This window comes from Verrucomicrobia bacterium CG1_02_43_26, from assembly GCA_001872735.1.
Taxonomy (GTDB): domain Bacteria; phylum Verrucomicrobiota; class Verrucomicrobiia; order Opitutales; family CG1-02-43-26; genus CG1-02-43-26.
In genome coordinates, this window is sequence record MNWT01000005.1 from 76,501 (window position 1) to 101,024 (window position 24,524).

General features: G+C 43.3%; 23 protein-coding genes. 10 read left to right on the forward strand and 13 right to left on the reverse strand.

Annotated elements, in window-relative coordinates; genetic code table 11:
- Positions 1–173 precede the first annotated feature (173 nt).
- Positions 174–776: a hypothetical protein gene (locus AUJ82_01125; GenBank protein OIO60613.1), complete on the reverse strand. Its 603-nt coding sequence runs from the start codon at positions 774–776 to the stop codon at positions 174–176.
- 130 nt (positions 777–906) lie between these two features.
- Between AUJ82_01125 and AUJ82_01130 the strand changes: the two genes are divergently transcribed.
- Complete coding sequence (locus AUJ82_01130) at positions 907–1,629, forward strand: single-stranded DNA-binding protein (protein OIO60614.1); 723 nt, start codon at positions 907–909, stop codon at positions 1,627–1,629.
- A 20-nt stretch (positions 1,630–1,649) separates the two neighbouring features.
- On the opposite strand, the gene AUJ82_01135 is transcribed toward AUJ82_01130, so the two are convergent.
- A complete protein-coding gene (locus tag AUJ82_01135; GenBank protein OIO60615.1) occupies positions 1,650–2,447 on the reverse strand; it encodes a 5'/3'-nucleotidase SurE in 798 nt (265 codons plus the stop codon).
- Between the two features lie 107 nt (positions 2,448–2,554).
- Here AUJ82_01135 and AUJ82_01140 point away from each other — a divergent pair, with 107 nt between their 5' ends.
- Positions 2,555–2,878, forward strand: coding sequence for a hypothetical protein (locus AUJ82_01140; GenBank protein ID OIO60616.1), 324 nt, complete (start codon positions 2,555–2,557; stop codon positions 2,876–2,878).
- A 111-nt stretch (positions 2,879–2,989) separates the two neighbouring features.
- Here the strand turns inward: AUJ82_01140 and AUJ82_01145 are convergent, their stop codons facing one another.
- Positions 2,990–3,553 carry a hypothetical protein gene (locus AUJ82_01145; GenBank protein ID OIO60617.1) on the reverse strand — a complete coding sequence of 188 codons (564 nt, stop codon included), beginning with the start codon at positions 3,551–3,553 and terminating at the stop codon, positions 2,990–2,992.
- Between AUJ82_01145 and AUJ82_01150 the strand changes: the two genes are divergently transcribed.
- Positions 3,544–3,750: a hypothetical protein gene (locus AUJ82_01150; GenBank protein OIO60618.1), complete on the forward strand. Its 207-nt coding sequence runs from the start codon at positions 3,544–3,546 to the stop codon at positions 3,748–3,750. The two genes, AUJ82_01145 and AUJ82_01150, sit on opposite strands and share 10 nt — an antisense overlap.
- 68 nt (positions 3,751–3,818) lie before the next feature.
- Here AUJ82_01150 and AUJ82_01155 read toward each other — a convergent pair whose 3' ends face one another.
- Entirely contained in the window at positions 3,819–4,583 is a 765-nt protein-coding gene (locus tag AUJ82_01155) for a restriction endonuclease (GenBank protein OIO60619.1), read from the reverse strand.
- A gap of 128 nt (positions 4,584–4,711) precedes the next feature.
- Here AUJ82_01155 and AUJ82_01160 point away from each other — a divergent pair, with 128 nt between their 5' ends.
- Together AUJ82_01160 and AUJ82_01165 are read left to right on the forward strand one after the other, a co-directional pair.
- Positions 4,712–5,968 carry a DNA (cytosine-5-)-methyltransferase gene (locus AUJ82_01160; protein ID OIO60620.1) on the forward strand — a complete coding sequence of 419 codons (1,257 nt, stop codon included), beginning with the start codon at positions 4,712–4,714 and terminating at the stop codon, positions 5,966–5,968.
- Between the two features lie 154 nt (positions 5,969–6,122).
- Positions 6,123–6,317, forward strand: coding sequence for a hypothetical protein (locus AUJ82_01165; GenBank protein ID OIO60621.1), 195 nt, complete (start codon positions 6,123–6,125; stop codon positions 6,315–6,317).
- Positions 6,318–6,339: 22 nt separating this feature from the next.
- Here the strand turns inward: AUJ82_01165 and AUJ82_01170 are convergent, their stop codons facing one another.
- The gene (locus tag AUJ82_01170; GenBank protein OIO60622.1) at positions 6,340–6,909 is read right to left on the reverse strand and encodes a hypothetical protein; all 570 of its coding nucleotides are present in this window, start codon (positions 6,907–6,909) and stop codon (positions 6,340–6,342) included.
- Between the two features lie 393 nt (positions 6,910–7,302).
- Between AUJ82_01170 and AUJ82_01175 the strand changes: the two genes are divergently transcribed.
- Positions 7,303–8,277 (forward strand): acetyl-CoA carboxylase carboxyltransferase subunit alpha, encoded by a 975-nt coding sequence (locus AUJ82_01175; GenBank protein OIO60623.1) that lies wholly within the window; start codon positions 7,303–7,305, stop codon positions 8,275–8,277.
- Positions 8,278–8,525: 248 nt separating this feature from the next.
- On the opposite strand, the gene AUJ82_01180 is transcribed toward AUJ82_01175, so the two are convergent.
- From AUJ82_01180 to AUJ82_01195, 4 genes are all read right to left on the reverse strand, one after another.
- Entirely contained in the window at positions 8,526–9,830 is a 1,305-nt protein-coding gene (locus AUJ82_01180; GenBank protein OIO60624.1) for a pyruvate dehydrogenase complex dihydrolipoamide acetyltransferase, read from the reverse strand.
- Between the two features lie 24 nt (positions 9,831–9,854).
- Complete coding sequence (locus tag AUJ82_01185) at positions 9,855–10,832, reverse strand: alpha-ketoacid dehydrogenase subunit beta (GenBank protein OIO60625.1); 978 nt, start codon at positions 10,830–10,832, stop codon at positions 9,855–9,857.
- A gap of 42 nt (positions 10,833–10,874) precedes the next feature.
- Positions 10,875–11,939, reverse strand: a complete 1,065-nt coding sequence (locus AUJ82_01190; protein OIO60626.1) for a pyruvate dehydrogenase (acetyl-transferring) E1 component subunit alpha — start codon at positions 11,937–11,939, stop codon at positions 10,875–10,877.
- 67 nt (positions 11,940–12,006) lie between these two features.
- Positions 12,007–12,519 (reverse strand): hypothetical protein, encoded by a 513-nt coding sequence (locus tag AUJ82_01195; protein OIO60627.1) that lies wholly within the window; start codon positions 12,517–12,519, stop codon positions 12,007–12,009.
- 192 nt (positions 12,520–12,711) lie between these two features.
- Between AUJ82_01195 and AUJ82_01200 the strand changes: the two genes are divergently transcribed.
- From AUJ82_01200 to AUJ82_01210, 3 genes are all read left to right on the forward strand, one after another.
- Complete coding sequence (locus tag AUJ82_01200; protein ID OIO60795.1) at positions 12,712–13,635, forward strand: hypothetical protein; 924 nt, start codon at positions 12,712–12,714, stop codon at positions 13,633–13,635.
- Positions 13,636–14,194: 559 nt separating this feature from the next.
- On the forward strand, positions 14,195–15,388 hold the full coding sequence (locus AUJ82_01205; GenBank protein OIO60628.1) for a methionine adenosyltransferase: 1,194 nt from the start codon (positions 14,195–14,197) through the stop codon (positions 15,386–15,388).
- Entirely contained in the window at positions 15,385–16,812 is a 1,428-nt protein-coding gene (locus tag AUJ82_01210; protein ID OIO60629.1) for an adenosylhomocysteinase, read from the forward strand. The genes AUJ82_01205 and AUJ82_01210 overlap by 4 nt, the downstream gene beginning before the upstream one ends.
- 15 nt (positions 16,813–16,827) lie before the next feature.
- Here AUJ82_01210 and AUJ82_01215 read toward each other — a convergent pair whose 3' ends face one another.
- The 4 genes from AUJ82_01215 to AUJ82_01230 form a co-directional block, all read right to left on the reverse strand.
- On the reverse strand, positions 16,828–18,435 hold the full coding sequence (locus tag AUJ82_01215) for a hypothetical protein (protein OIO60630.1): 1,608 nt from the start codon (positions 18,433–18,435) through the stop codon (positions 16,828–16,830).
- A 113-nt stretch (positions 18,436–18,548) separates the two neighbouring features.
- Positions 18,549–20,306: a hypothetical protein gene (locus tag AUJ82_01220; protein ID OIO60631.1), complete on the reverse strand. Its 1,758-nt coding sequence runs from the start codon at positions 20,304–20,306 to the stop codon at positions 18,549–18,551.
- Positions 20,307–20,448: 142 nt separating this feature from the next.
- Positions 20,449–22,281 carry a hypothetical protein gene (locus tag AUJ82_01225; protein ID OIO60632.1) on the reverse strand — a complete coding sequence of 611 codons (1,833 nt, stop codon included), beginning with the start codon at positions 22,279–22,281 and terminating at the stop codon, positions 20,449–20,451.
- 9 nt (positions 22,282–22,290) lie between these two features.
- Complete coding sequence (locus AUJ82_01230; protein ID OIO60633.1) at positions 22,291–22,911, reverse strand: hypothetical protein; 621 nt, start codon at positions 22,909–22,911, stop codon at positions 22,291–22,293.
- A gap of 192 nt (positions 22,912–23,103) precedes the next feature.
- On the opposite strand from AUJ82_01230, the gene AUJ82_01235 reads away from it, so the two are divergent.
- Positions 23,104–24,501, forward strand: a complete 1,398-nt coding sequence (locus AUJ82_01235) for an anion permease (protein OIO60634.1) — start codon at positions 23,104–23,106, stop codon at positions 24,499–24,501.
- Positions 24,502–24,524 lie beyond the last annotated feature (23 nt).

Below are 24,524 nucleotides of genomic sequence, written 5' to 3' on the forward strand. Positions count from 1 at the left end.
CTATCACGTCATAATAATGATATAGATTTAGCTATACTCGACAACAAACCATCCGCGTAACCTAGGCACACTTCACTTTTGGAAAAATGTGCCAAGCAGCAACCGCCCCTCTTGCTCCCAAGAAAGAGAAATTGCTCCCTTGGCTAAAGGTATCCTAGCCAAGAATTACACCTTTACTTCGTTGCTTTTTTAACGGCTTTTTTTACTGTCTTAGGAGCTGCTTTTTTCACCACTTTCTTCACAGTCTTCTTTGCAGGAGCTGCTTTCTTCACGGCTTTTTTCACAGTCTTCTTTACAGCTTTTTTAGCCTTACTAGCTACTTTTTTCACTGTCTTCTTAACTGCCTTTTTGACTGTTTTTTTAACAGCTTTCTTTGCAACAGTTTTTTTCACAGCTTTCTTTTTAGGAGCTGCTTTTTTAACTGTCTTCTTTGTTGTTGTTTTTTTTGTGACCATAGTTTTTTCTGGAGTTGTAGTTAGGTTTTTGGGCATACTGTCCAAAGCTGCTCTAAGGAGTTCCCCTATACTCACCTTCTTTTTTTTCGACACTTGCTGCAGTTGCTTCCTTACATCATCCGGTAACCGAACTGATATCTGCTTATGCTCCTGTTTTTCAGGAATGTATGTCTCAAAATTAAAATGAATCAATGCATGTCGTATCAAATCACTCATTGATTTTGCTTTGCATTGTTCTTGCGCTTTAACTATTTTCTCCAAAAGAACTTCTGGGAGGTCAAAGGTTAAAGGATTATTTCCTGAATTATTCGAAGAGGCCATGTATCTATTCACAAACAAGTAAAAAATTTCACTTACACTTGTAATTTATAACTTACTCTCATTTTATTACTTTTCAAGTCACAATCAAAGAAAAAAATGTTTATTTCGTAAAAAAAACTAACGTCATACCATGAGCACTACAAATTCCTTAATCAAAATCACCGAGAGATTTTCAAGCGATGTCTCCAATTTATCGTTCTCAAATCCTACCGTGTACGTGTATAATCCTCTTGAATACGCCTGGAAATCCCACGTGGCCTACCTTTCCAAATACGCTTCTTCTCCTAAAAAAATTGTTTTCTTAGGGATGAATCCGGGTCCTTGGGGTATGGCGCAAACGGGTGTGCCTTTCGGTGAAATTCCCGCTATACGAGACTGGCTAAAGATTAGCGAATTAGTAGACAAACCCAAACAGGAACACCCGAATCGTCCCATCGTAGGGTTTAACTGCGCTCGCTCAGAGGTAAGTGGTCGTAGGCTTTGGGGGCTCTTTAAGGAGCGTTTTTCTTCTCCTGATATTTTTTTTAAGGACCACTTTGTCGCAAACTACTGTCCGCTCGTCTTCATGGAGGAGTCTGGCAAAAATAGAACTCCGGATAAACTTCCCGCGCACGAGGCTAATCTTTTATATAATCTCTGTGATGATTATCTCCGCCAAACCGTAAACATTTTAAAACCGGATTGGCTAATCGGTGTTGGTGGTTTCGCGGAAGCGCGTGCCCAAGAGGCACTCAAGGGAATAGATATTAAAATCGGTCGCATCCTACACCCTAGTCCTGCCAGTCCCGCCGCAAATAAGGATTGGTCGGGCAAGGTCACACAGCAACTCACCGACCTTAACATCTGGTCTTAAATTTTTCTCCTTTAAGCAAACTACTCGCATCGAACAGCCGTCTTCCGACACTGCTCGCGTATCGCTCCAAACTCCGAAAAATCAAAATGCGTATTACTAATATGCCCTCTTTCAATACAAGCCAAGTCCGTCTCTTCCGTCACGTCAAACTTCCAGTTCGGATACGCAAATCGAAACGATGAATGCGTCTCTCGCTTAAAGAGTGAGCCTACAAACAGGGTCTCCGGCACCGTAAACTCCACGGGCGTATCCATGCGTGTCGCTTTTGGGAAATTAATATTTTGCACAACATGCGGATTATCCCAACAAGACACCATCTCTTCCGTAAACATCGCCATCCGCTTCGCCGCGTTCTGTAAGGACAACAATAGCTCCCCTTCCACAACACCATGCTTGTCGCGTATCCCCACATACTCCTCGACTTCCAAAAAATGCGAACAAGCAATAGAAGGCACATTCCACGCCGCGCCCTCAATCGCAGCCCCCAAGGTCCCCGAGCTCAAAATAATCGGCCTTCCCGTATTACTCCCAATATTAATACCGGAAACCACCGCCGCCGGTCTTTCTTCAAACAAATGTGCCAACGCAATATTCACGCAATCAGCCGGTGTCCCATCAAGCGCATACGCCGGGCAATCATACCCCTCATACTCCGCCATATGCACCACTCTATCTCGGCTAATCGCACGCCCAATCCAGCTCTGCTCCGTCAACGGCGCCGCCACCGTCACGTCAAACTTCTCCCGCAAAGCCTCCACCAGGGTCTTTAAAAAAAAGGAATCAATACCATCATCGTTCGTCACCAATATCTTTTTCATAAACAACACTATAAAGACCAACTCAACCGCACTCGAGTCTTTTATAGCTCGTATGTATCGACAACAATTACTTGATTAACTAAACCTCTTTTCTATAACATGACCCCATGTTTAAACTACAGAAAACACGCTTTAATGCCTCATCTCCTTCACCCCACCAACCCAGCGAAAAGTCTTCGCAAAAACAAGCTACCGAAGACGTCAAATCTCGTTACGAAACGTTAATAAATGACCCTTCTAACCTCAAACAGCTCCAATCCTTCCTGCAAGAGAAGCATCAGCTAAACCTACTCTCCGATCGTCAAATCGCTAAAATCAAAAACAGAAATGTTGCCGGCGGAATCCTTGTTGGCTTCGCCCTCATAGGCTACTCAAAAATGTTTTACGCCATTTATCAGGATTCCAAAGAATCATCGAACAAATCCTCATAATTGCCAACCGCATCAGAAGTAAACAGATCAAAAGCCAAACAATCCCCTAACGATCCTAAATAAACCCATTTCTTTCCTGCAGGCCTGGGATCGTATCAAATACTCCCCCGACTATAGTACATCATTCAATTCCTTGTCGTAAATTTTGATATCAACCGTTATTACGCCACTTGATGAATCCAATGAAACCGATAAAAAACCATGGGACTCCCGTCCTTTAGCCCCTTTCAAGGTAATTTTATACTCCTGGCCTGCCGTTAAGTTAGTAATAACCTGACCCACGATTTCAAATTTTCCCTCTGTGAGGTTGGGTGAGTAAAACCAAGGCCTTTCTATCCTGGCGCTTATATTGCTAGACGAAATTTTAAGCTGGCTTATACTCGACATGGCATCATAAAGCACCTTCTCCTGATAAGCTGCACTCCTGGCCGCAAAATGAATAAACTCTTCATTCGGGACATTGGTTCCGGTCGCTGTCCCATTTAAAACCACCCTTATGTTGTCTCCCGGCGTGATATCAATCCTGTTTACATTCGATAAAAAATTGTAGTCATGGGGTACAAATGTAACTTTTGCGCGAACCTTAGTATAATTCGCCGCCTCCAGAGAAGTCGAAGAAAGGGTAACCACCGTAAACGCAACCAAAGCAATCCCAACAAAGAGTGATGTTCTCATACCCTAACATATACCAAATCCGCAAAAAAGCAACTGCACCCCTCTTATATAAAGACAAACACCTCCAAACCGGCATCTTCATAAACTTCACCCTCCTCGGCTACGCCCACTTATCCTACTCCATCTACCAAGATGGCAGGGACATATACCCGCAATGCAAAATGCGACCAAAGCCCAAATGCGGATTAAATAACTAAAAGCCTAAAATATCCCAGATTCTTGTATCGATAAAGCGGATATACAAAAGCAAACAGGCTCAAAGCACTTATAGATACGCATCTTCGTCCAAAATATGTGTCTTCTCACTCACTTGTTCCGCTAATCGAATAATCTCAGCTGACTTAGCTAATTCTTGAACGGTTTCTTCAATCAATCGTAAGCTGTCTACGTCCAGTTTTATCTCATTAAAGGCAGAGATTAATTTTTGATAAAACGCATTGTCTCCCGTCAATCTTTGCCAAAACGCTTCGCCCACATACACAGGATAAAAATGCTTCTTTTCTATATTTTTATAATGTGTACTTAATTGATCTTTCCCTCCATACAAAACACCTACAATTAAGTCGTTGCTCCCAAGTTCGAAGCGATTTGTCTTAGCCAAATTTCTTATGGAATGAAAGTGATCATTTATGGTTTTCACGTCATCTTTATTGATAGTATTTGGACCTAGCTTAACCTGACAGAACTTTTTCCGACCATCTACTTGGTCTTCAAATTCTATATCAATACCTGATATTACACTACCAAAAGCATTTAAAACTTTGCTAATAAAATTTTGTAAATTCTGCCCGAATGATGTGTTTATTGACGTAGATAACATACGCGGATAAATCAATACTCTGGCAATCGACTCTGGACTACAGTCACCCGTAAAAAACCTAGCCAAATAGTTCACCAAAAAAGGATTGATCTTAAATTGCTTTGGATTTGATAGAATTTTTGTATTCTTAATATGCGCTTCTATAATAACTTCTTTAAACCAGGATTTCGCTTTTTGCAAAATCTCGTTTTTTTTCACTTCGTCACTCATGCAAGGGTAAGGGTCAGTAATTGTTTACAAATGATAAAATTTATCTTGAGATATATCATGATCATTGACAAAAGAAAAGATATAGGTGATTTTCAAGTAACCATGACTAACGTTGACCAAGGTTTAATATGAAAGAATTTTACTCATTGACAGAGGTAGCGGACATGCTTTCCGTTTCAAAAGAAACGTTACGCAGATGGGATAAAAATAATTACCTCAAACCCATCCGACACCCGATAAATAACTATCGAGTTTACCCTGCTTTCTCTTTAAAAAAATTCGAGCAACTTGGATTTTTATTTGATAACAACATATCAATTAATGAAAAACCTTTAAAAGACTTTTCATTAATTGAACTTTTTTCAGGCGCTGGGGGGTTAGCACTTGGCCTTGAAACAGCTGGATTAAAATGTGAATTACTGAACGATAATGATCGTAATGCATGCAATACCCTGAAGAAAAATCGCCCTGGATGGAATATCATCGAAGGAGATGTTTCACAACTAGATTTCTCCCCATACAAAGGAAAAATAGATGTCGTTGCGGGAGGCTTCCCATGCCAAGCGTTCAGTTACGCAGGAAAAAAACTCGGTCTAAAGGATGCAAGGGGTACCTTGTTTTATGAATTCGCAAGAGCAGTTGATGAAATCAAGCCGCTCATATGTGTAGGTGAAAATGTCCGTGGTTTACTTAATCATGAGAACGGAAATACTCTTCAAGGCATGATTTCAGTTTTAGATGAACTTGGTTATGATGTTATTCCACCTAGAGTACTCAAAGCCATTTTTTATCGAGTTCCTCAAAAAAGAGAACGGCTTTTGTTAGTCGGCTTAAAACGTGGATGCGGATTGAATTTTGATTTCCCGCAACCCCATAAAGAAATATATACATTAAAAGATGCTTTAAAAAAAGGCAGGTTATTTGACTCAGACGTACCCCCATCACCTGGTCAGCTTTTTTCTCCAATGAAAAAACGAGTAATGCAACATGTTCCGCCCGGTGGATATTGGAGGGATCTCCCTATAGAGCTCCAAAAAGAATATATGAAAAGTAGTTTTTTCCAAGGTGGAGGCAAAACAGGAATGGCAAGGAGAATGCATTGGGACGAACCCTGCTTGACACTAACCTGTAACCCATCCCAGAAACAAACAGAAAGGTGTCATCCTGAAGAAACCCGACCTTTTACCGTTCGTGAATATGCGCGCATACAAACATTCCCTGATAATTGGGAATTTGTGGGTTCCTTATCATCTCAATACAAACAAATTGGCAATGCTGTTCCAGTAAATTTTGCTAGGGAAGTAGGCTATGCATTAATAAAAACATTGAACGCCTACTATTCTTCAACAATGCAGGCAAAGGAAGAAATGCAGCTAGCCATCTAAATAATATAACTTACTGAATACATCCGCATCACCGCATTATCCATAAAAAGAAATTCTTCAACACACCCAAGGCAAAAATTATCATTTCAAAGATGGCGACCTTCTTTACGATACCAAAGATGCCTATCTTCTCCCTTGGGCTCAACTATTGACAATGCTCAAAATATGCATCCGCGTAGATGAAGCTGCCTTATCACTCCCTGTACATTTCTCCATCCTCATTCCCTCGCCCGAAAAAACTAGCCTAATCTACCTCAACTCCCACAAAGCCGATCAACCGGATTTTGTAAACTTCCTTCGAGACGGCATCTTACACGGAACCACAGACTACCGTCCCTACAAGCATTAAGTAAGTAGCCCCTGCCCTCCCCTTACGGAATAATCTTACTCAGCTCCTCATCTTTAATATCAATATGCACGGAAATGATTCCGTTTGCGGGCTTCATAGTAACGGTGACTACTGCTACGGCACCATCCTTTCTTTGCCCTCCGCCCGCCAAGGGCACCAAGTGTTTGGTGGTTGCATTACCCAAATCAGTAATCACCGTTGGCTTAATTTGAAAAGTTCCCCCAACCGATCGATTCCAGAAAGACCAAGCGGGTCTTACGATTGTAATGGTAAACCAGTCTGAAGAAATCTCGATACGCTTTACCGGCACAGCGGGGCTCCAATTTATACTGCCCGTAACCGTTGGGTTCGAGCTACTAGCAGGCACATCCAGAACAAGAGCTTCATAAGAACCAGACATCGGGAATACTTTAATAAAAATCCTACCTTCCTTTTGCAGCTTTAATACATTAGCCCCTCCCACCCCATGGTGATAAGGCTTAAAGGCAACGGCGCTTTCAAGGCTATGATAAGCCTCAGCTCTCAAGGTAGCTGGTATCGATAACAGAAATAAAAAAACCAGCAATAAACAATAAGCAATATACCTGCTCATTTCTTAACGTAAGCCATATTTAAGAGAAATCAACCATTCCACACCAATTCCTGCTATATCAATTCATCAAAAAACATCTCGATATCCTAAATGAGGGTCTCGGCAATTTTTCGTAAAAAAACATACCCCCTTCAAAGATCTTTTAATAAGGAATTTTCTTATTAAAGGAAATGACGCTTTCCTTTAATAAAATCCCACAAGTTTGTTCCAGGTGAAACAAACCTCCCCTTTTGTTCACATTTATTTGATCATTATCTGGCAATATAAAAATAGCAAAAATGGGCATTTTAAATCTCAATAAAACTATCATAATACACCCTATAGCACAGCCACTTGTCTCCCATTTTAAGCTTCCCTTTTCCCCAAATTCTGTTTTAATAGAACACTACTATTATGAGCAAACCGAAGTTCAGCCTAGATTTTGAAAAACCTCTCCGTATTCTAGAGGAGCAACTAGAGAGCCTGCGCGCCTCTTCCATTCAGGAAAAGGTTGATATGGCCGATGAAATTGACGCCATCGAACGCAAGCTAGAAGCCACCAAGGCTCAGATCTATAAAGGCCTCACGCCTTGGCAAAAGATCCAGCTCGCGCGCCACCCACAGCGCCCTTACTCGCTAGACTACATAGGCGCTATCTTCGAGGACTTCCAGGAGCTCCATGGCGACCGCAATTTCAGGGACGATCGCGCTATAATCGGCGGCACAGCCTTCTTCCAGGGCGAGCCCGTCATGATCATCGCTCAACAAAAGGGCCGTACGACCAAAGAAAACCTCATGCGCAACTTCGGATCCCCCAACCCAGAGGGCTACCGTAAAGCGCTCCGGCTCATGAAGATGGCCGAAAAATTCAACCTCCCCATCATCTCTTTTATAGACACGCCTGGCGCCTATCCTGGCGTACAGTCAGAGGAACGCCACGTAGCAGAGGCCATCGCAGTCAACATCCGTGATATGGCTCAACTCCAAGTCCCCATCATCGCCATCGTCATCGGCGAAGGCGGCTCTGGTGGTGCCCTAGGCATCGCTGTAGCAGACCGCGTCCTCATCCTCGAAAACGCTTATTATTCCGTAATTTCACCCGAAGGCTGTGCCGCAATCCTCTGGAAGGATCGCGCCTTCGCCCCACAAGCCGCAGAAGCCCTACAAATAACAGCAGATAAGCTCCTCGAGCTCGGCATAGTAGACGGCATCATCACAGAGCCAACCGGCGGGGCACACACCAACAAAGATTTAGCCGCCAAGTCCGTCAAAGCCGCCATCCAACAAGAGCTCAAAACGCTCAAAACCATGAACGGCACTCAGCTAACAGACAAACGCTACGAAAAATACCGAGCCCTCGGCACTTTCTACGAATCAGCCCAAGACTAAACGCTTACAATCTGACTAAAGTGATAAGAGGAGAACTTTCCTTCTCCGATGAGTCGACTATTTTCTTATACACTGCAGGCGATATTTCATCGCTCGCCTGAGTAACCGGCATACTGAAAATAAACGCACCCACGCAAGCTACAATGGCAAACTTTACAATGGATAAGGTGATAAGAACATGCTTCATATATACCTTCAACCTACTCCACTAATCCGAGCTTGTCAAAGAATTCGTAAACTTTTTACACTTAAACCAACATCACGCTCGGTTTTTCGAGTAATTTTCTAAGTTCTGCTAGGAATTTTGCGGCACTTGCCCCATCAATTACGCGGTGATCTCCACTGATGCCAATGGTCATGATTTGCCCGACACCTATCGTTCCATCGGACTTCACTACCGGCTTTGTAGCCGTTCCGCCAACAGATAAAATCGCTGCGTTTGGCAAATTAATAATCCCATAAAACCGGGAAATCCCAAACATCCCTAAATTCGTTACCGTAAAAGTAGATCCGGACATTTCTTCAGGCTTTAACTTCTTATTTCGAGCCTTTTGAATATAATCCTTCGCCTCTAAACTAATCTGGCGCAATGACTTAGCCTGACAATCCCGAATAACAGGTGTTACCAAACCATCTTCAATTGCCACCCCAAATGCTAAATGCACACTTGCGTATTGGCGTATCTTATCGCCCAACCAAGATGAATTGACCGCTGGTACCCTCTTTAATGCAACCGCAGTGGCCTTCATTATGAAATCATTGATCGTAAACTTGATGCCATCCGCTTCACAGCCGCGATTGATCTCTTCACGCATCTGTACCAAAGCTTCCACGTCCACCTCAACCTCTAAGTAAAAATGAGGTGCTTGAGCCTTAGCCTCTACTAAACGACGCGCTATCGTAGCACGCATGTTACTGACAGGCATATCCTTATCTTCGCCACTCATCAACGCTTGATTGATAATCGGTGCAGATGAGGCTGCTTCTACTTTAGCCACCTTACTACCCGCAGCTTCAACACCAGCAGGCTTCTTTTCCGCCACGACCAATACGTCTTTCTTAACGATGCGCCCATCGGGGCCTGACCCCTTCACGCCCTTTAATGAAATACCTTTTTCACGAGCAACCATTTTAGCTAAGGGTGAAGCCTTTACGCGCTCATCTTCTTCGTCTTCAAAAACTTCCTCGTCCTCTTCTTCTTCTTGAGTGACTTCAACCTTTGCTTCTTCTTTTTTAGGCTGCTCTGGCTCCGCTTGCTTTTGCTTAGGCGCTTCCGGTTCACTTCCTCCAGTAGCAGCTTCCGGCACTTCTTCGCCTTCTTGCCCTACGGCACAAATCGGTGCTCCAATAATAACAGATTCCCCTTCTTTCACATAATGCTTCAAAAGAACGCCATCTTCGAAGTTTTCCAGTTCCATGGTCGCCTTGTCTGTCTCGACTTCAGCAATCATATCTCCGGAAGAAACGGCGTCCCCTTCATTCTTCAACCACTTCACCAACGTACCGGTGGTCATGGTGTCACTCAACTTGGGCATGTCTATTACTACTGGCATAACAAATTTTTTAAATTTTAATACTTATTTAAGAAGAGCAAGAACCGTTTTAACAATCAGCTCCGGATACGGCAATTGAAGCTTCTCGAGCGCCATACTGTAGATCTGAGGCGCATCCACTGCGGAAATACGTTTAATAGGCGCATCAAGATAGTCAAATGCCTTCTCTTGTATGATATAAGAAACTTGGGCATCGACACCTCCAAAGGGCTTGTTTTCCTCAACCAATACCACGCGGTTCGTCTTCTTAACCGTGTTGATAATGGCTTCTTCGTCCAATGGCCGTATGCTTCTTAAATCAAGCACTTCGACATTTATATTGTGCTCTTTTTCTAAAATTTCTGCAGCTTTAAGGGAGGTAATAACAGCTCTGCCGTGCGCTATAATAGATAAATCACTGCCTTCGCGTTTAATATCCGCTTTACCAAAGGGAATGAGATATTCTTCTTCAGGCACTTCACATTTATCATTATAAAGGATCGTGTTTTCCATGAAACATACCGGGTCATTATCTCGTATAGCATTCTTTAAAAGACCTTTAGCATCGTACGCGTTTGCTGGGCAAACAACTTTCAGACCAGGAAACTGGGCATAAAAATTCTCTGGAGTATGAGAATGCGTTGCGCCTACATTCACGCCTCCATTAGCAGGCCCACGAAACACTATCGGTACATTGACCGTTCCGCCGGACATATAACGCATATTAGCCGCGTTATTCATAATCTGGTCACACGCCACAAAGGAGAAGCTCCATGTCATGAACTCTACTATCGGGCGCAAGCCCATCATAGCAGCCCCAACACCTAAACCGGCAAATCCACCTTCACTAATCGGGGTGTCGATAACCCGCTTCTCACCAAATTTCTCCAAAAGACCTTGGGTCACTTTATACGCGCCATGATACTGGGCAACTTCTTCACCCATGATAAAGACTTTTTCATCGCGAGCCATTTCTTCCGCAATCGCTTGATTGACAGCTTCTCTATAAGTAATTTCGGGCATGATAATTATAATTTAAATTCGAAAAAAAACACTAATGTGGGCTTAATTAAAATACATCCTACCTTGAGATGTTTTTTGGTCCGGATTATCTTCTTCCCAATAAACCGATGTCTGTATCGTTTCCTCAGGCGGAAATGGGCTCTCTTCCGCAAACTTTGCAGATGCTTCCGCTTCCTCTTTAGCTGCCGTGTCTATCGCCTGTTTCTTCTCTTCGTTAAGCACGCCTTCTTCAAACAATTTTTGCTCAAATAAGAGGATCGGGTCTCTTGTCTTTTTATACTCTTCTATCTCATCTTTGGAACGATAGGTCTTGTCTGGGTCAGACATAGAGTGGCCACGATAGCGATATGTCTTAATTTCCAAAACAGTTGGGCGAGATTCGTTATAGGCTCTTTGCAAAGCTTGCGTTGTCTTTGCGCGAACTTCATAGAGATCGTTTCCTTCCACAACATCCCAGGCAATATTAAACCCTTCAGCGCGTTTTGCTAAAGGGGCTCCGGCAGAGGATCTCTCTTGGCTCGTCCCCATGGAATAGCAATTATTTTCAATAATGTAAATAACCGGAATATTCCATAAAGAGACTAAATTGTAGGATTCATATAGTACGCCTTGGTTAACCGCACCGTCTCCCAAATAACACAAGCAGGCTGCTTTTTTCCCTTGGTACTTAAGCGCAAACGCAATACCCGCACCTAATGGTGTTTGGCCGCAGACAATGCCGTGGCCGCCCCAATAATTTTTAGAGGGGTCAAAAAAGTGCATAGAGCCGCCTTTGCCTTCGGAGCAGCCTGTATACTTGCCGTACATCTCGGCCATAAGCTCATTCATTCCCATACCAACTGCCATCGCGTGGGCGTGGTTACGATACGCGGTAATCACTTGGTCATCTGGCCCCAATACTGAAATAGTACCAACCGCAACAGATTCTTGCCCAATGTATGTATGGCAAAAACCTCCTATATTTCCTTGCTGGTAGGATCGCACCGCGCGCTCTTCAAACTTACGTATACGGACCATTTCTTGGTAAAGAAATATTTTTTCTTCCGCAGATAGTGCCTTGTTAACTTCCGCTTCTTGGGGAGAAATCTCAATGCTTTCGCTATTCACAATACAAATATTTAGGTTTAGTTACTGCTCTTCGCAATATATGGAAGAGGATCCGATTGTGCAAGATTCAGAAGGATTCTTCAACGATAATTTCCAATTTCTTTTTGGGATCACAATCCGCCTTCAACGCTACAAATCTTGTGTGATATTTGTCATACGAAGCCCATAGGCCTTGCCTGTCGGTCTCGGGTAGTTCTTCATCGGGCAAGTCATCTATCTCAGCTCGGCTAAAGAAATCAAAATGTCCTTCTTCCATCACTTCGGGGTGAAAATCGATTGTTTTTTTACACTCAAACAGGAACATGAGCCAATGCTTCTCTCCTTCGTAATTTTTTTCGGAAATCATCCCAAATAGATGTAAATCGTTTGTTCCAATGGTCATTCCTGCTTCTTCAAATACTTCACGAACGGCACAGTCATGGGGAGATTCGCCTTCATCAATTTCTACTTTCCCGCCAAGCGGTGTCCAGCAGTTAAAATTCGGTGCTCTGGTTCTTTTTAACATAAGGAAACGGTCTTGATCGTCTTTTATAAAGACGAGAACGCTTACTCCAAAGGGTTTTTGTGCGTGTCCACTCATAACTCGAATCATGAAACATGAGCTCTCATCAATAGGCAACTTTATTTCAGATTTTGGGCTTGTATATCCCTCATCTTGAGGCAAAAAAGATACATGCCCAGTCGACATTTGCGTACTATTGCCCTCTCTTTTTTTGTATTAGCAAACTTACTTCCTACGTTAAGCGCCCAGGAGGAAAAGCTCTCTCTTGAAATTGCGCCTTCGTCTTCGTTCAATTATACGGATGCGTTTATTCTGGGCTTGGTTGAGGGGGTTACCGAGTATCTGCCCGTCTCTTCCACAGGTCACTTGATCATCGCAAACCATTTCCTTCATCTGGATGCCGAAGTGCCGTTTATCGATCCTGAAACACAAACGTATGTGTTAAGAGATCCGGAAAATCCCGATTCCAAATACACGTTGAAGGAGGCCGCAGATGCCTACGCAATCGTAATCCAGGGGGGCGCTATTTTGGCCGTTTGTTTTCTCTATTGGAAAGAAATCCTTGGCATGGGTTTAGGCATACTTGGAATGAATCCTAGCGGAAGGAAACTCGCCATTAATCTAATCATCGCCTTTTTGCCGGCTGCCGTACTGGGGCCAATCCTCGATCCCTGGATTGAAAGCAAGCTTTTCCATCCGTGGGCCGTTATTGTGGCTTTAATCGCAGGCGCTTTTCTAATGCTGGGGGTAAATCGCTGGTATGTGCGTAAAAAACATCCCTACGAGGGGCATGCTGTCTCTTCTCCCCGAATGGAGGATCTTACGTGGAAGCAAAGTCTCTTCATAGGTTTTTTGCAATGCTTCGCCATGTGGCCGGGTACTAGCCGCTCAATGATGACAATTATTGGCGGGTTTGCCGTTGGGTTGAGTCCCAAGCGTGCCGCAGAATTCAGTTTTTTGTTGGGATTAATTACGCTCACAGCTGCATCGAGCTATAAGGCGCTATTTGAAGGCCCTATGATGCTAAAGGTTCTGGATGCGGGTCCACTGCTCTTTGGTTGTTTTATAGCCTTTGTATCCGCGGCTATCGCTATCAAATGGTTTATTCAGTACTTAAACAAGCATGGGCTAGGCTTGTTTGCTTGGTATCGCATCGCCTTGGCATGCGTGGTTTTTGTTTTGGTGTACGTTTGATATCCTATTCCTCCCAAGCTTATAAAACTCATGGCCCATCGTTAATTGGCTTTCACTAACTGTGTTTGCGGGATGGAATTTTCAGAGTCGTAAAAGGTTTGAATTCGGCAAATCGCTCATCTAACAATCGTCAGCAATTGCCTCGTTGCAGTCGATCCACCAACCGCCGCTTACTTGATTCACGTTAGTATAGTGAACGAACGAGCACGAAATAGTAAAAAAATTCACTTTTTTTTCAAAATCATCCCAATTATCCCAACCATCCCAATTATCGACCAAAGAAACGCTTGACACTTCCGTATAATAGAGAGGAAGGACTTCTCTCAAAATGTTTTCAAAAAAATGTCTCGTTTTACATCGTCACTGAATTAACCCCTACAACAACCCAATACAATTATGAACTTCTCTATATCAACAAATACTGTCTTATCGGTCACCGCGTCAATGGCTCGACTATACATGATACGCCTTCACGTCTTTTCTCTTATTAGCGTTGCCTCTGGCAATATTTCCAACTTATCCTGATTTATCGATATAACCGTTAACCCCTTATAAAACTATGGCTGATCATTTCATTTTCTCTTCCGAATCCGTTGGCGAAGGCCACCCAGATAAAATCGCTGATTACATTTCTGATAGTATTCTAGATGCTTTTCTAGCAAAGGATCCCCATAGCCGGGTTGCGTGTGAGGCTATTGTTAAATATGACACCGTTTACCTTGTTGGCGAAATTTCGTCTAAGGCGCATATCAATTACCAACAGGTCGTGCGCCAAGCGGTGAGAGATATCGGTTACACCCACGAGGATGATGTTTTTAATGCGGATACTATAGAAATTCACAATAAGCTCACAGAGCAGTCTCCTGAAATCGCTCAAGGGGTCAATGCCGTTGGAGCTGATGGTAAAAAGACCGCAGAGCAGGGCGCGGGTGACCAAGGTATCATGTTTGGTTACGCGTGTGACGAAACAGAGGAGCTTATGCCTTCACCTATTGTTTATGCGCACAAACTTAATATTGAGCTCGCTCGACTGAGAAAGGATCACACGGTTCCTTGGCTACGCCCGGATAGCAAAACTCAGGTCGCCATTGAATACGTCAACGGTAAGCCCAAGCGTATCGTTAATGTTGTTATTTCTACCCAACATGAAGCTTACATTAAACACAAGGAGATAGAGCACTTTCTCATAAGTGAGGTCATCCCTAATGTTCTTCCCAAGGAGTTATTAACGAAGGATACTGAATATTTTATCAACCCTACCGGCAGTTTCGTTAAGGGGGGCCCGGAAACAGATGCCGGGCTCACGGGTCGTAAAATCATTGCAGACACCTATGGCGGGTGGGCTCGGCATGGGGGTGGCGCGTTTTCTGGCAAAGATCCTTCGAAGGTAGATCGTTCTGCTGCCTATATGTGCCGCTGGGTCGCAAAAAATATCGTTGCGGCAGGTATCGCCTCCCAAATAGAGCTCCAGGTAGCTTATGCTATTGGTCACCCAAATCCTACCAGTATTCACGTATCTACTTTTGGGAGCAGCCCTTACCGTGATGAGGATATTCATGATGCTATCAAAAAGGTCTTCAGTTTTAAACCTGCCGATATTATCAAGCAGCTCGACCTACTGCGCCCTATTTACAGGAGAACCACGCACTATGGGCACTTCACGAAACCGGATCTCCCTTGGGAGCAAACGGATAAAGTCGAAGCGCTCAACAAAGCGATGAGTGCTTATAAACCCCGAATCTTTGCTGTATGACAACGCTGCTCAAAAAAAATACCCCACCCTATCAAGTAGCCGATATTAATCTTGCCGACTGGGGCAACAAGGAAATCGGGATGGCCGAAAGGGAAATGCCTGGTCTCCTTGCTTTACAGAAAAAATATGGAAAGGAAAAACCGCTCAAAGGTGTTAGAATCATGGGCTCCCTCCATATGACAATCCAGACTGCTGTTTTGATAAAGACGCTTGAAGCGCTTGGCGCTGACATTCGTTGGGCAAGTTGTAACATATTCTCCACCCAAGATCATGCCGCAGCTGCCATGGCAAAGGCAGGCTATGCCATTTTTGCCTGGAAGGGGGAAAGTATCAAGGAATATTGGCAATGTACCTTTAATGCGCTCAATTGGCCCAATAAACAGGGGCCAAACCTGATCGTTGATGATGGTGGCGATGCTACGTTGATGGTCCATAAGGGCTATGAATTGGAGGCTGGAGATAATTGGGTCAATACCCCTTCCGAATCAGAGGACGAAGTGGTATTAAAACAACTCCTGAAAGACATTCATGCTGATAACCCCAATTACTGGCATAATGTGGTAAATGACTTACATGGCGTATCTGAGGAAACGACAACGGGAGTTCATCGTTTATACAAATTGGCCAAGCAAAACCAATTGCTCTTCCCCTCCATTAACGTGAACGACTCTGTCACTAAATCTAAATTTGATAATATATATGGTTGCCGGGAGTCTCTACTAGATGGCATCAAGCGAGCCACAGATATCATGGTGGCTGGTAAAGTAGCCGTTGTTTGCGGCTATGGGGATGTGGGCAAGGGTTCCGCGCAGTCTCTGCGTTCCCTAAATGCAAGGGTTCTTGTTACGGAAATCGATCCTATTTGCGCCCTCCAAGCTCTTATGGCCGGCTTTGAAGTCGTAACATTAGAAGATGCCCTCAGCATAGCGGATATTATCGTCACCGCTACAGGGAACAAAGATGTCATTACACTCGAGCATATGCGCCACATGAAAGATCAGGCTATTATATGCAACATCGGCCACTTTGATGATGAAATCCAAATGAATGCGCTTGAAAACGCACCCGATGTTAAAAAGAACAACATCAAACCTCAAGTAGACCGCTATACCTTTAAGGATGGCCGCCAAATTTATGTCCTCGCCGAAGGGCGCTTGGTCAACCTGGGCTGCGCTACCGGGCACCCCTCATTCGTCATGTCCTGTTCTTTTAGCAATCAGGTACTTGCCCAAATGGATCTTTGGAAGAATAAAGGCAAGTACGAGAATAAAGTCTACATCCTCCCAAAGAAGCTAGACGAGGAAGTCGCCCGCATCCATGTAGAAAAGCTAGGCGCTAAACTAACTCGTCTGACCAAGTCACAAGCAGATTATCTGGAAATCCCAATCGAAGGGCCTTTTAAGCCTGAATATTACCGATATTAAAAAAATCTTTTCTCATTATTTTTTATTATCATGAGCTTCCGACTTTTCAGTAGATTTTCTATTTTTCAATTTAAATGAAAGGTTGCTGAAGATATTCTTTAAAGACGTGTTACTCTTTTTGCTCTCATTGCTTTTCTTATCACTCTCCTCTACCATACCTTCTTCGTTAATGACAATGATGTCCTCGTTTAAGAAAACATCATTATACGATGCTTCCTTGACAGATTTCGACCGCTTTTTCGGTACCTCTATTTTTTCACTCTTTTCAGTAATATTCAGAAAATCCCCCGAGAAAGATTTGCGCTTTATCTCATATTTTGATTTCAGCTGTTCCAATAGCTGGCCATAAAGTTTAACAAAGTCGATGCCCGAATCCGTTCTGCCTTTACGCTCAATGCTCGTGGGCTCTACAAATTTACTCTCTTCTCCCTTCTCTCCCTTCACCAGCTTTACAATTTTATCGATATCTTCCTTCGTGGCATATTTGATAAAAATCTCAAACCCTTCCTTATCCGAAACAATGTTCTTAATTAATTTTCGTTCAGCGAAATACAAGCATAACTCCAAATGGTGTTTCTCCATGTAAAGTTTTTCCTTCTTCTCATTTCCAGAAGGAATCATATAAAAAAAGAAATCCTTTATCGTTACAGCCAAGGATTTTTCATTATTAAGAGGCAAGCCCCCCAAGCGCATAATCCCCACAAGTATTTCCAGATCCTTAGCCGAAGCAGATTCAAGAAATTTCTTATAATGATTTTCCCATCTGGAGAGTTCACTCCCATTTCCTCGGATAAATAAGTTCTCAAGATTTTTACAAATTAAATCTTTTAAGAAAAAATCCTTATCGATAACCACTTTCTCTTTCTCTTGTAGCAAATCTTTCAATTCTTCTTCAGAAAGATTATCGAAACAACCTTTAGTATGCTTTTCAAACGCTTCAATGATGCTCTTTTCAAAACCCATGAGTTTCGAAAATTTGCTTTCAGCAAAATCAGTCATATTGTCCAGAAAATGCGTAAAAAATAAATTTTTCAGGTCGGAATCGGTAAATTTGATTAACTCGGCACCATATTTCTCTTTCAACTTTTTATTTAAATCATCTGCTTTCAGCGAAATAGTGATTGTTTGATTTTTATTTATTTCGATATCTTTTGGGAGTCCAAGATAACGAATATAAGGCATTTTCTCCTTTTCATTTCCCTTCGTGAGCGTCTTTTTAAGGATGTTATCTCTAGGCGAATCGACTTCTATAATTTTAATTTCTTTCGTCTTCTTATCTAAAACATCAGGGGTAATAATGAGCATACATTGATTGTCCGCCACTGTGAGCTCTATACTCTTGGGATTGAGCAAACATCCTTCATTGAGGATATCGGAAGCAATACATTTGTTAGATAGAATTTCTTTTTTCTCATTTTCTAATATGCGAAAGTGAATTTTTTTTGCCTCCTTGATCTCTCGTGGGCTTGTCAGCTCCTTTAGCCGAGGGCTTACAAGCATCCCTTCCTCAAGTTTTTCAAATGTCTCTTTTTTTTCTTCTTTTTTCTCCAATTCTAAACTGAAATTGAGAAGGTCGTTCTTCGGGGGGGTATTGCGTTTTTGCTGAATCGGGGTGTTGCTCATAGACTGTAGAATTAGTCTCGCCAAGCATAAAAGTCAATGCAATACAGATAGAACCAACTAGCATTAACACCTAAGTTAACTAAATAAAAATTAATAACAATCTATACCAATTATTACTTAAACGTCTTACTGAGATAAGCCATTTGCTGGTTTACCTTTTGCTGAGCAGCCTCCATGGCAATAAACCCGGCTGTAAGCTGCTCTTCACGACTTTTTAAATAAATATCAAAGTCCGTTATTTTCTTTGTAATACTTGTGATTTGATTGTTGAGAGAAGTTTTCTGGGTCTCAAAAATACCCTTTACAGCGATATCATCGGGATCGCCCGCGAAGCTGTCTATAAACTTATTCAGAACTAAAGAACGCCCGCCCGTAGGAGTGTCACCGCTCAGTGTGCCAGTTGCATCCGTAAATAGTTTGGAGACTTCATCTGAATTTTTATTTAATGCGTTTGTGAGGACAGTTTCGTCTGCGACCTTTAGCTTGTACGAATCTGTTTCAAAATCGATTCCGATATCCGCTATTCGTTTAATACTGCCCGTTAAAGCGGTAACCTCCCCAAACACAAGCTTGCGCAAGCCGGATCGTAAAGCAGTCACTTCACTATTATTTGATAATATGGAAGTCGTTACTTTTGTTTTACCAGAGCTATTACTCGTCGTAATTTTGGTTTTATCATCAATGTATGTCTGAACCTCATTGAATTTTGTAATAAAGTCATCAATTTTTTTACGAGTATCCGTAGAGTCTTGCTCAACGGTAAGGGTATCTGTCCCTACTTTTAGCGCCGTCACTGAAAGGCCTTTTATTCCGTGGCTATCTTCTGTTAGTACATTGCTTGTGCTTGTCAACGTACCACCGCTATTAACGGTGTACTCGGCGTTTGTACCGATATTGAGCGTTGAGGTTGAATTCAGCCCCATGGATTCCAATAAATTACCACTCACATCCTCCACACTGACATCGTAGCTTCCGGTAGACTTGTTCGTAAGTTTAAACTGGTCGTTCACGGCATCGTAGGTAATCGAGACTCCGGCTCCAGAAGCATTAATCTGGGTCATAATACTGCTCAGGCTGTCATTCGCAGTATCATAGGTAAACGAAATGCCGTTAATCTTCATACTGCCTGAAGTCACAGATGTCGTAAGATTCGAATTCGCAATAGAATTCGTTAGTTTCACAACACCCAGTTTAGCATTACTTGAAACGGTCCCCGTACCATTGCCAAAGAGCTTAGTCGATGTCAGGAAATTACTGGTATCGGCAGGTGTGCCTAATAGAATCTCGGAGCCACTGGACAATTCTATTTTATCCGTAGTGGCGTTATATGAAGCTGTCACTGATCCACTCGTTGCCGTAGAAATTGCGTCAAACACGCTTTGCAAGGAATCGGTAGTAGCGACTGTTATCTGCTTACCATTTACAGAAAAAGTGCCCGCTGTGATATCTGTTGCAATTTTCATGGAGGATAGCGTTAATCCACTCACATCGGATGTTCCGTTAATCTGTGCTCCCACATCGCCAGCCCCGGATCGAGTAGATTGAGTCGCTAATTGAGTAACGTTAAGGGAGTACGTGCCCGTGAGCGTTTGAGATGCTGCTGTTGCCGACCCCAGAACAGGAGCTGTAGTCGTTGCAATCGTTGCCTTTCTTCCCAAGAACGCATCCGCGCTATTGAGTGCATCCACAGAAGTACGCAAACTCTCCAATTTTGTCTTGAGCGCGCTGAGCGTATCTACTTTATTCTGTAAACCACTTTTTTCCGTTGATAAATTCGTTTTCTGAATTCCCTCAATAGAAACCATTTGCTGGACAAAGCTCTTCCAGTCAAACCCAGACACTAATCCTGATAAACCTAAATCCATCGCCATAAATCATTATCCTCAACACGTTACGTATTTCCTAGTAAAGTCGGTTATTTGCTATCCATCTTAAGTAAAGCCAACGGCGCAAGACGCAGTTCGACACCTCAAATAGAGCATAAAACATGCCAACAAACCTCAATAAGCCCCCCTACACCAAATAGGTTTCTATGCGATCACGCATAAAATTAGCCCCTTCAGCAATCGCCCAAAAGTATTCCTTGTTCTTTTGAATTCGACTCCAATGCTCTGCGGGAGAATTGATTTTCTGGCAAGCCTCTAGATAGCGATAAAGCTCAAATTTAGTTTTACCATCCAAAAGCACCTCCGTATCCTGAGGATAGCGATCCAGCAAGTTATTCAATTTACGGGAAAAATCATCACATTTCAGCAATTTCGGATTATCCTTGTAACTCATATTTTCAAACTTGGCCGGCAAAAGGCTCGAGTAAACCGCTCCATCCCAAGCAATTTCGAGAACAGATTGTACGAAACACCGAAAAGCATCTACTGCCTCCTCATAAGAAGTATTCATTTTAGGCCGGTTATCGAAAATCGCTTGCAAACGATTTGAAACGTTCGCCGTGGAGCCTTGACCTAGCCACGCTAAGGCCTCCTGGTACGTTTTATAAGGGGCACCCTGAATTTTAACACCCGTTCTAGCTGTGTTTATAAACTCCAAATTCTGGTAATCCGGCGCGTGGATGAGCTGCTCGAACGTCTTTAAGTAAACGTACAATTTTTCCTCCACAGGTACTTGTGTAAACGTGTTACCAGGCAACATTCTACACTTATCGAGATGAACCCTTAGCCTACCCTCATCCGCGTAAAAAGAATCGGCCGTGTGGGATTGCCCTGTCGAAGTAACCGCCATGTCCTGCCCCACGAGGCAAATTTTATTCGTGCCCCATACGCGCGCAAAGTCGGGCACACAAGCTGAAATTGTCCCTTGCTCAATAATGGAGCTTCCCTCCGGAAGCCCTACACGCTTACGCAGCAACCTGATAAGCGAATTCGCGCCGGCCCACGTGAAATTTCTGCCTGCAAATAGTTTCACCACACCCGAGTGCACAAAGGTTGAAGAAACCAGGTAAACACCCTCAGTAGGGCAACCCATATATCCTTTATAAGTATCCTCTCTGGGATCTGCGGCAATTGTGATGTGAGGCAGTATGCCGGAATTTGCCAGTTTACGATACGCGGAGTTGACACAGACAAGTAATGCTTTTTCCTTCGCCGCTTTAAGAAAATCAATGGACTCATCTAACGAAGGTCCGGCTGCGATCAAAATAAGCGGTAAACCCTTAAACATGCCCTCCATGAGCTTGATATCCGGTGCATCAATCGTATAGGGCAAGTTCTCCAACGTGCGTTCTTGCCACACAGAGGAATCAGCAATGTTGGTTTTGTGAAGCTTTTGGGCAAAGTCTACAAATCGGGCAAAGGCTGTCAGGCATTCATCGTAGTAGGGTGCTTCGAACGTATAGATAGGCGAGAAAAGAACAGGAGCTGCATCCCTTAGCAACGCTAAATGAAGTTCACCTAAAGGTTCAAAAAGCTCATCGTCCGGCTCACCGGCACCCAGCATGACCCTCGGATCACTCAGGAGACGAGAACAGTCTACTTTAGAAAATACCGCTTTAAGCCAACCCGGATATTTTTCACATACGAAAAAATAAATATTATCCTCCGGAACCCTATTTAACAAGAGCTGAAGATGCTTTCCCAAGCCAAAACCGCAAATCGCATAAAGGCCATTCTCCTTACATTCAACGGCCTCTGCCCAGCGTTGAGCCAACTGGGTTTGATCCAGATTACCAAAAGGCATAACTTCATGTTTGCCAGCCAGCGCTACCATTTGAGCCTCGACTCCCGAGCCCTTTATTTTATAAGGAATACCCGTTTCGCTAGCGCATTCGATACGCTTTAACAGCTTTGGAAATCGTTTTTTTAAAATTGAATAATTCTGGGGCAGAATAGGCATATTGGGCGATTAATTGAGGGAATTTGCCTGTTTTTCAAAATAAGGTAACACGTCTTCACGAAGCCACTTCTGGCACTTTTGCATCATAGGAACCACCTCACAAGCCAAAATATCAGAAACTTTAGCAACATCTGCTTTTTCGATCGCCTCCGGCAACGATGCCAAATAGCGCTCGTACTCGGTCACTAAGATCTCGAGAGACTTTGCCCAAGGAGCCGTTTTATTTTGTTCCACAAAGGACTTCAACTCATCGATAACATCAACAAACAGGGTAAATCGTTGAATACATTGATTTAATTCGGAAATAGCTTCTCGCCACGGGCTTACCAGTACCCTCTTGCTAAATTCAGTCAAGGTGTCTGCCAATTCCTCTATGTAAACGATGCGCCCCTTCACCAATCGCTTGTAGAATTCTTGCTGTGGAGCGGAAACCGCTTTAATGACAACATATTGCTTGGGAGCAGAGTCGAAATAAGCATTCAGTAAATCGACATCGTCAACATAGAATTCGGCCACATACCTACCCGATTGAGCCAAGTGCTGGGTGAGTACAGCGAGGAGAGTTGCCAAGTCCTTCGGGGGTTCATCGGGGAAAGTGACGGGCTCGCCATCGAGGTAAATCTGTTTCATTATAAGGCATTTAAGAGCATAACGCGTGCCCAAGCAAGCACAAAGGCCATGCGCATAAGCAGGGCTTATCAGACTTTAGGAACGCTAATAACAAAAACGTTACAAAAATTATGATTTTCAAAGAGTCGAGAATAGATACGCTATTTTAATCGCCCTATTAAGTGCGAGCGTTCAACAACGTTATTCGCTAACATGCCAAATAAAAACTTCCTTATCCCCGTCATTGTCGGTCTAGTACTCTGGTTTAGCCCAGTACCTGAATCGCTTAACAGCCAGTCATGGCATTTATTTGCAATTTTCATATTTACCATATTGGGAATCATCATGAAGCCGCTTCCCATGGGAGCTATAGCCATGATATCGATTGGATTAACGACATTCACGGGCACACTGACCCTCCCTCAAGCGCTAAAGGGCTTTAGTAATGGCGCCATATGGCTTGTATTGATTGCGTTTTTTATCGCGCGTGGGTTTATTAAAACTCATTTGGGGACGCGGATTGCGTATTACTTTGTTTATTTATTCGGAAAAAAGACACTAGGCTTAGCCTACAGTATGGTTTTAAGCGAACTCATCCTGGCACCAGCTGTTCCCAGCTTCACCGCAAGAACGGGGGGCATTATATACCCTATCGTAAATGCCCTAGCACAAGCCTTTAACAGTAAGCCAAACGACCCTACTTCAAAAAACCTGGGAGCTTACTTAATTCAAGCGTGCTTTCAGAGTTCGGTGATTTTAGGCGCTATGTTCGTGACAGCGATGGCAGGAAATCCCCTCGTAGTAGCACTTGCAGCAGATGCAGGCGTCGAAATTACCTGGGGAAAATGGGCGTTAGCCGCGATAGTGCCCGGAATGATCAGTTTATTAATCATTCCCTTAATCATTTACAAAATCGCACCACCAAGGATTAAGGAAACCCCCGATGCTAAAAATTTAGCCAAAAACAAGTTAAAGGAACTCGGGCGAGTCAAGACCAGCGAGATCATCATGTTAGGCGTATTTATCATGTTGCTCGTCTTATGGATTTTCGGGGAAGGATTTGGCATAAATAGTGTTACCACAGCCTTTCTGGGATTATCTATCCTATTAATATGCAATGTGTTAACGTGGGAAGAAATTTTAGAAGAAAAAGGCGCGTGGAACACCTTTATATGGTTCTCCACACTGGTAACCCTTGGCTACGCACTCAATGAGCACGGCTTAATCACTTATTTCAGCGGACAAATGTCCTACGTAGTAGAAGGCATGCACTGGTCCCTTGGGCTCTCAATAATATGCCTGGTGTATTTCTACACTCATTACTTCTTCGCAAGCAATACTGCGCATATCGGGGCAATGTATGGTGTCCTTTTAGCCGTTGCTATAGGACTTGGCGCGCCCGCGATGCTCTCCGCGCTCATATTGGCCTTCATTAGTAATCTTTTCGGCGGCTTGACTCACTACGGAAACGGCCCTGCCCCCATATTGTATGGAGCAGGCTATGTTAAACTAAAAGACTGGTGGATAACGGGTTTAATTGTAAGCTTTGCCAACATACTGGTCTGGGGTGGTATTGGTGCCGCCTGGTGGAAATTCTTGGGGTATTGGTGAGTTTAGTTGTACCCAAAGCAAAA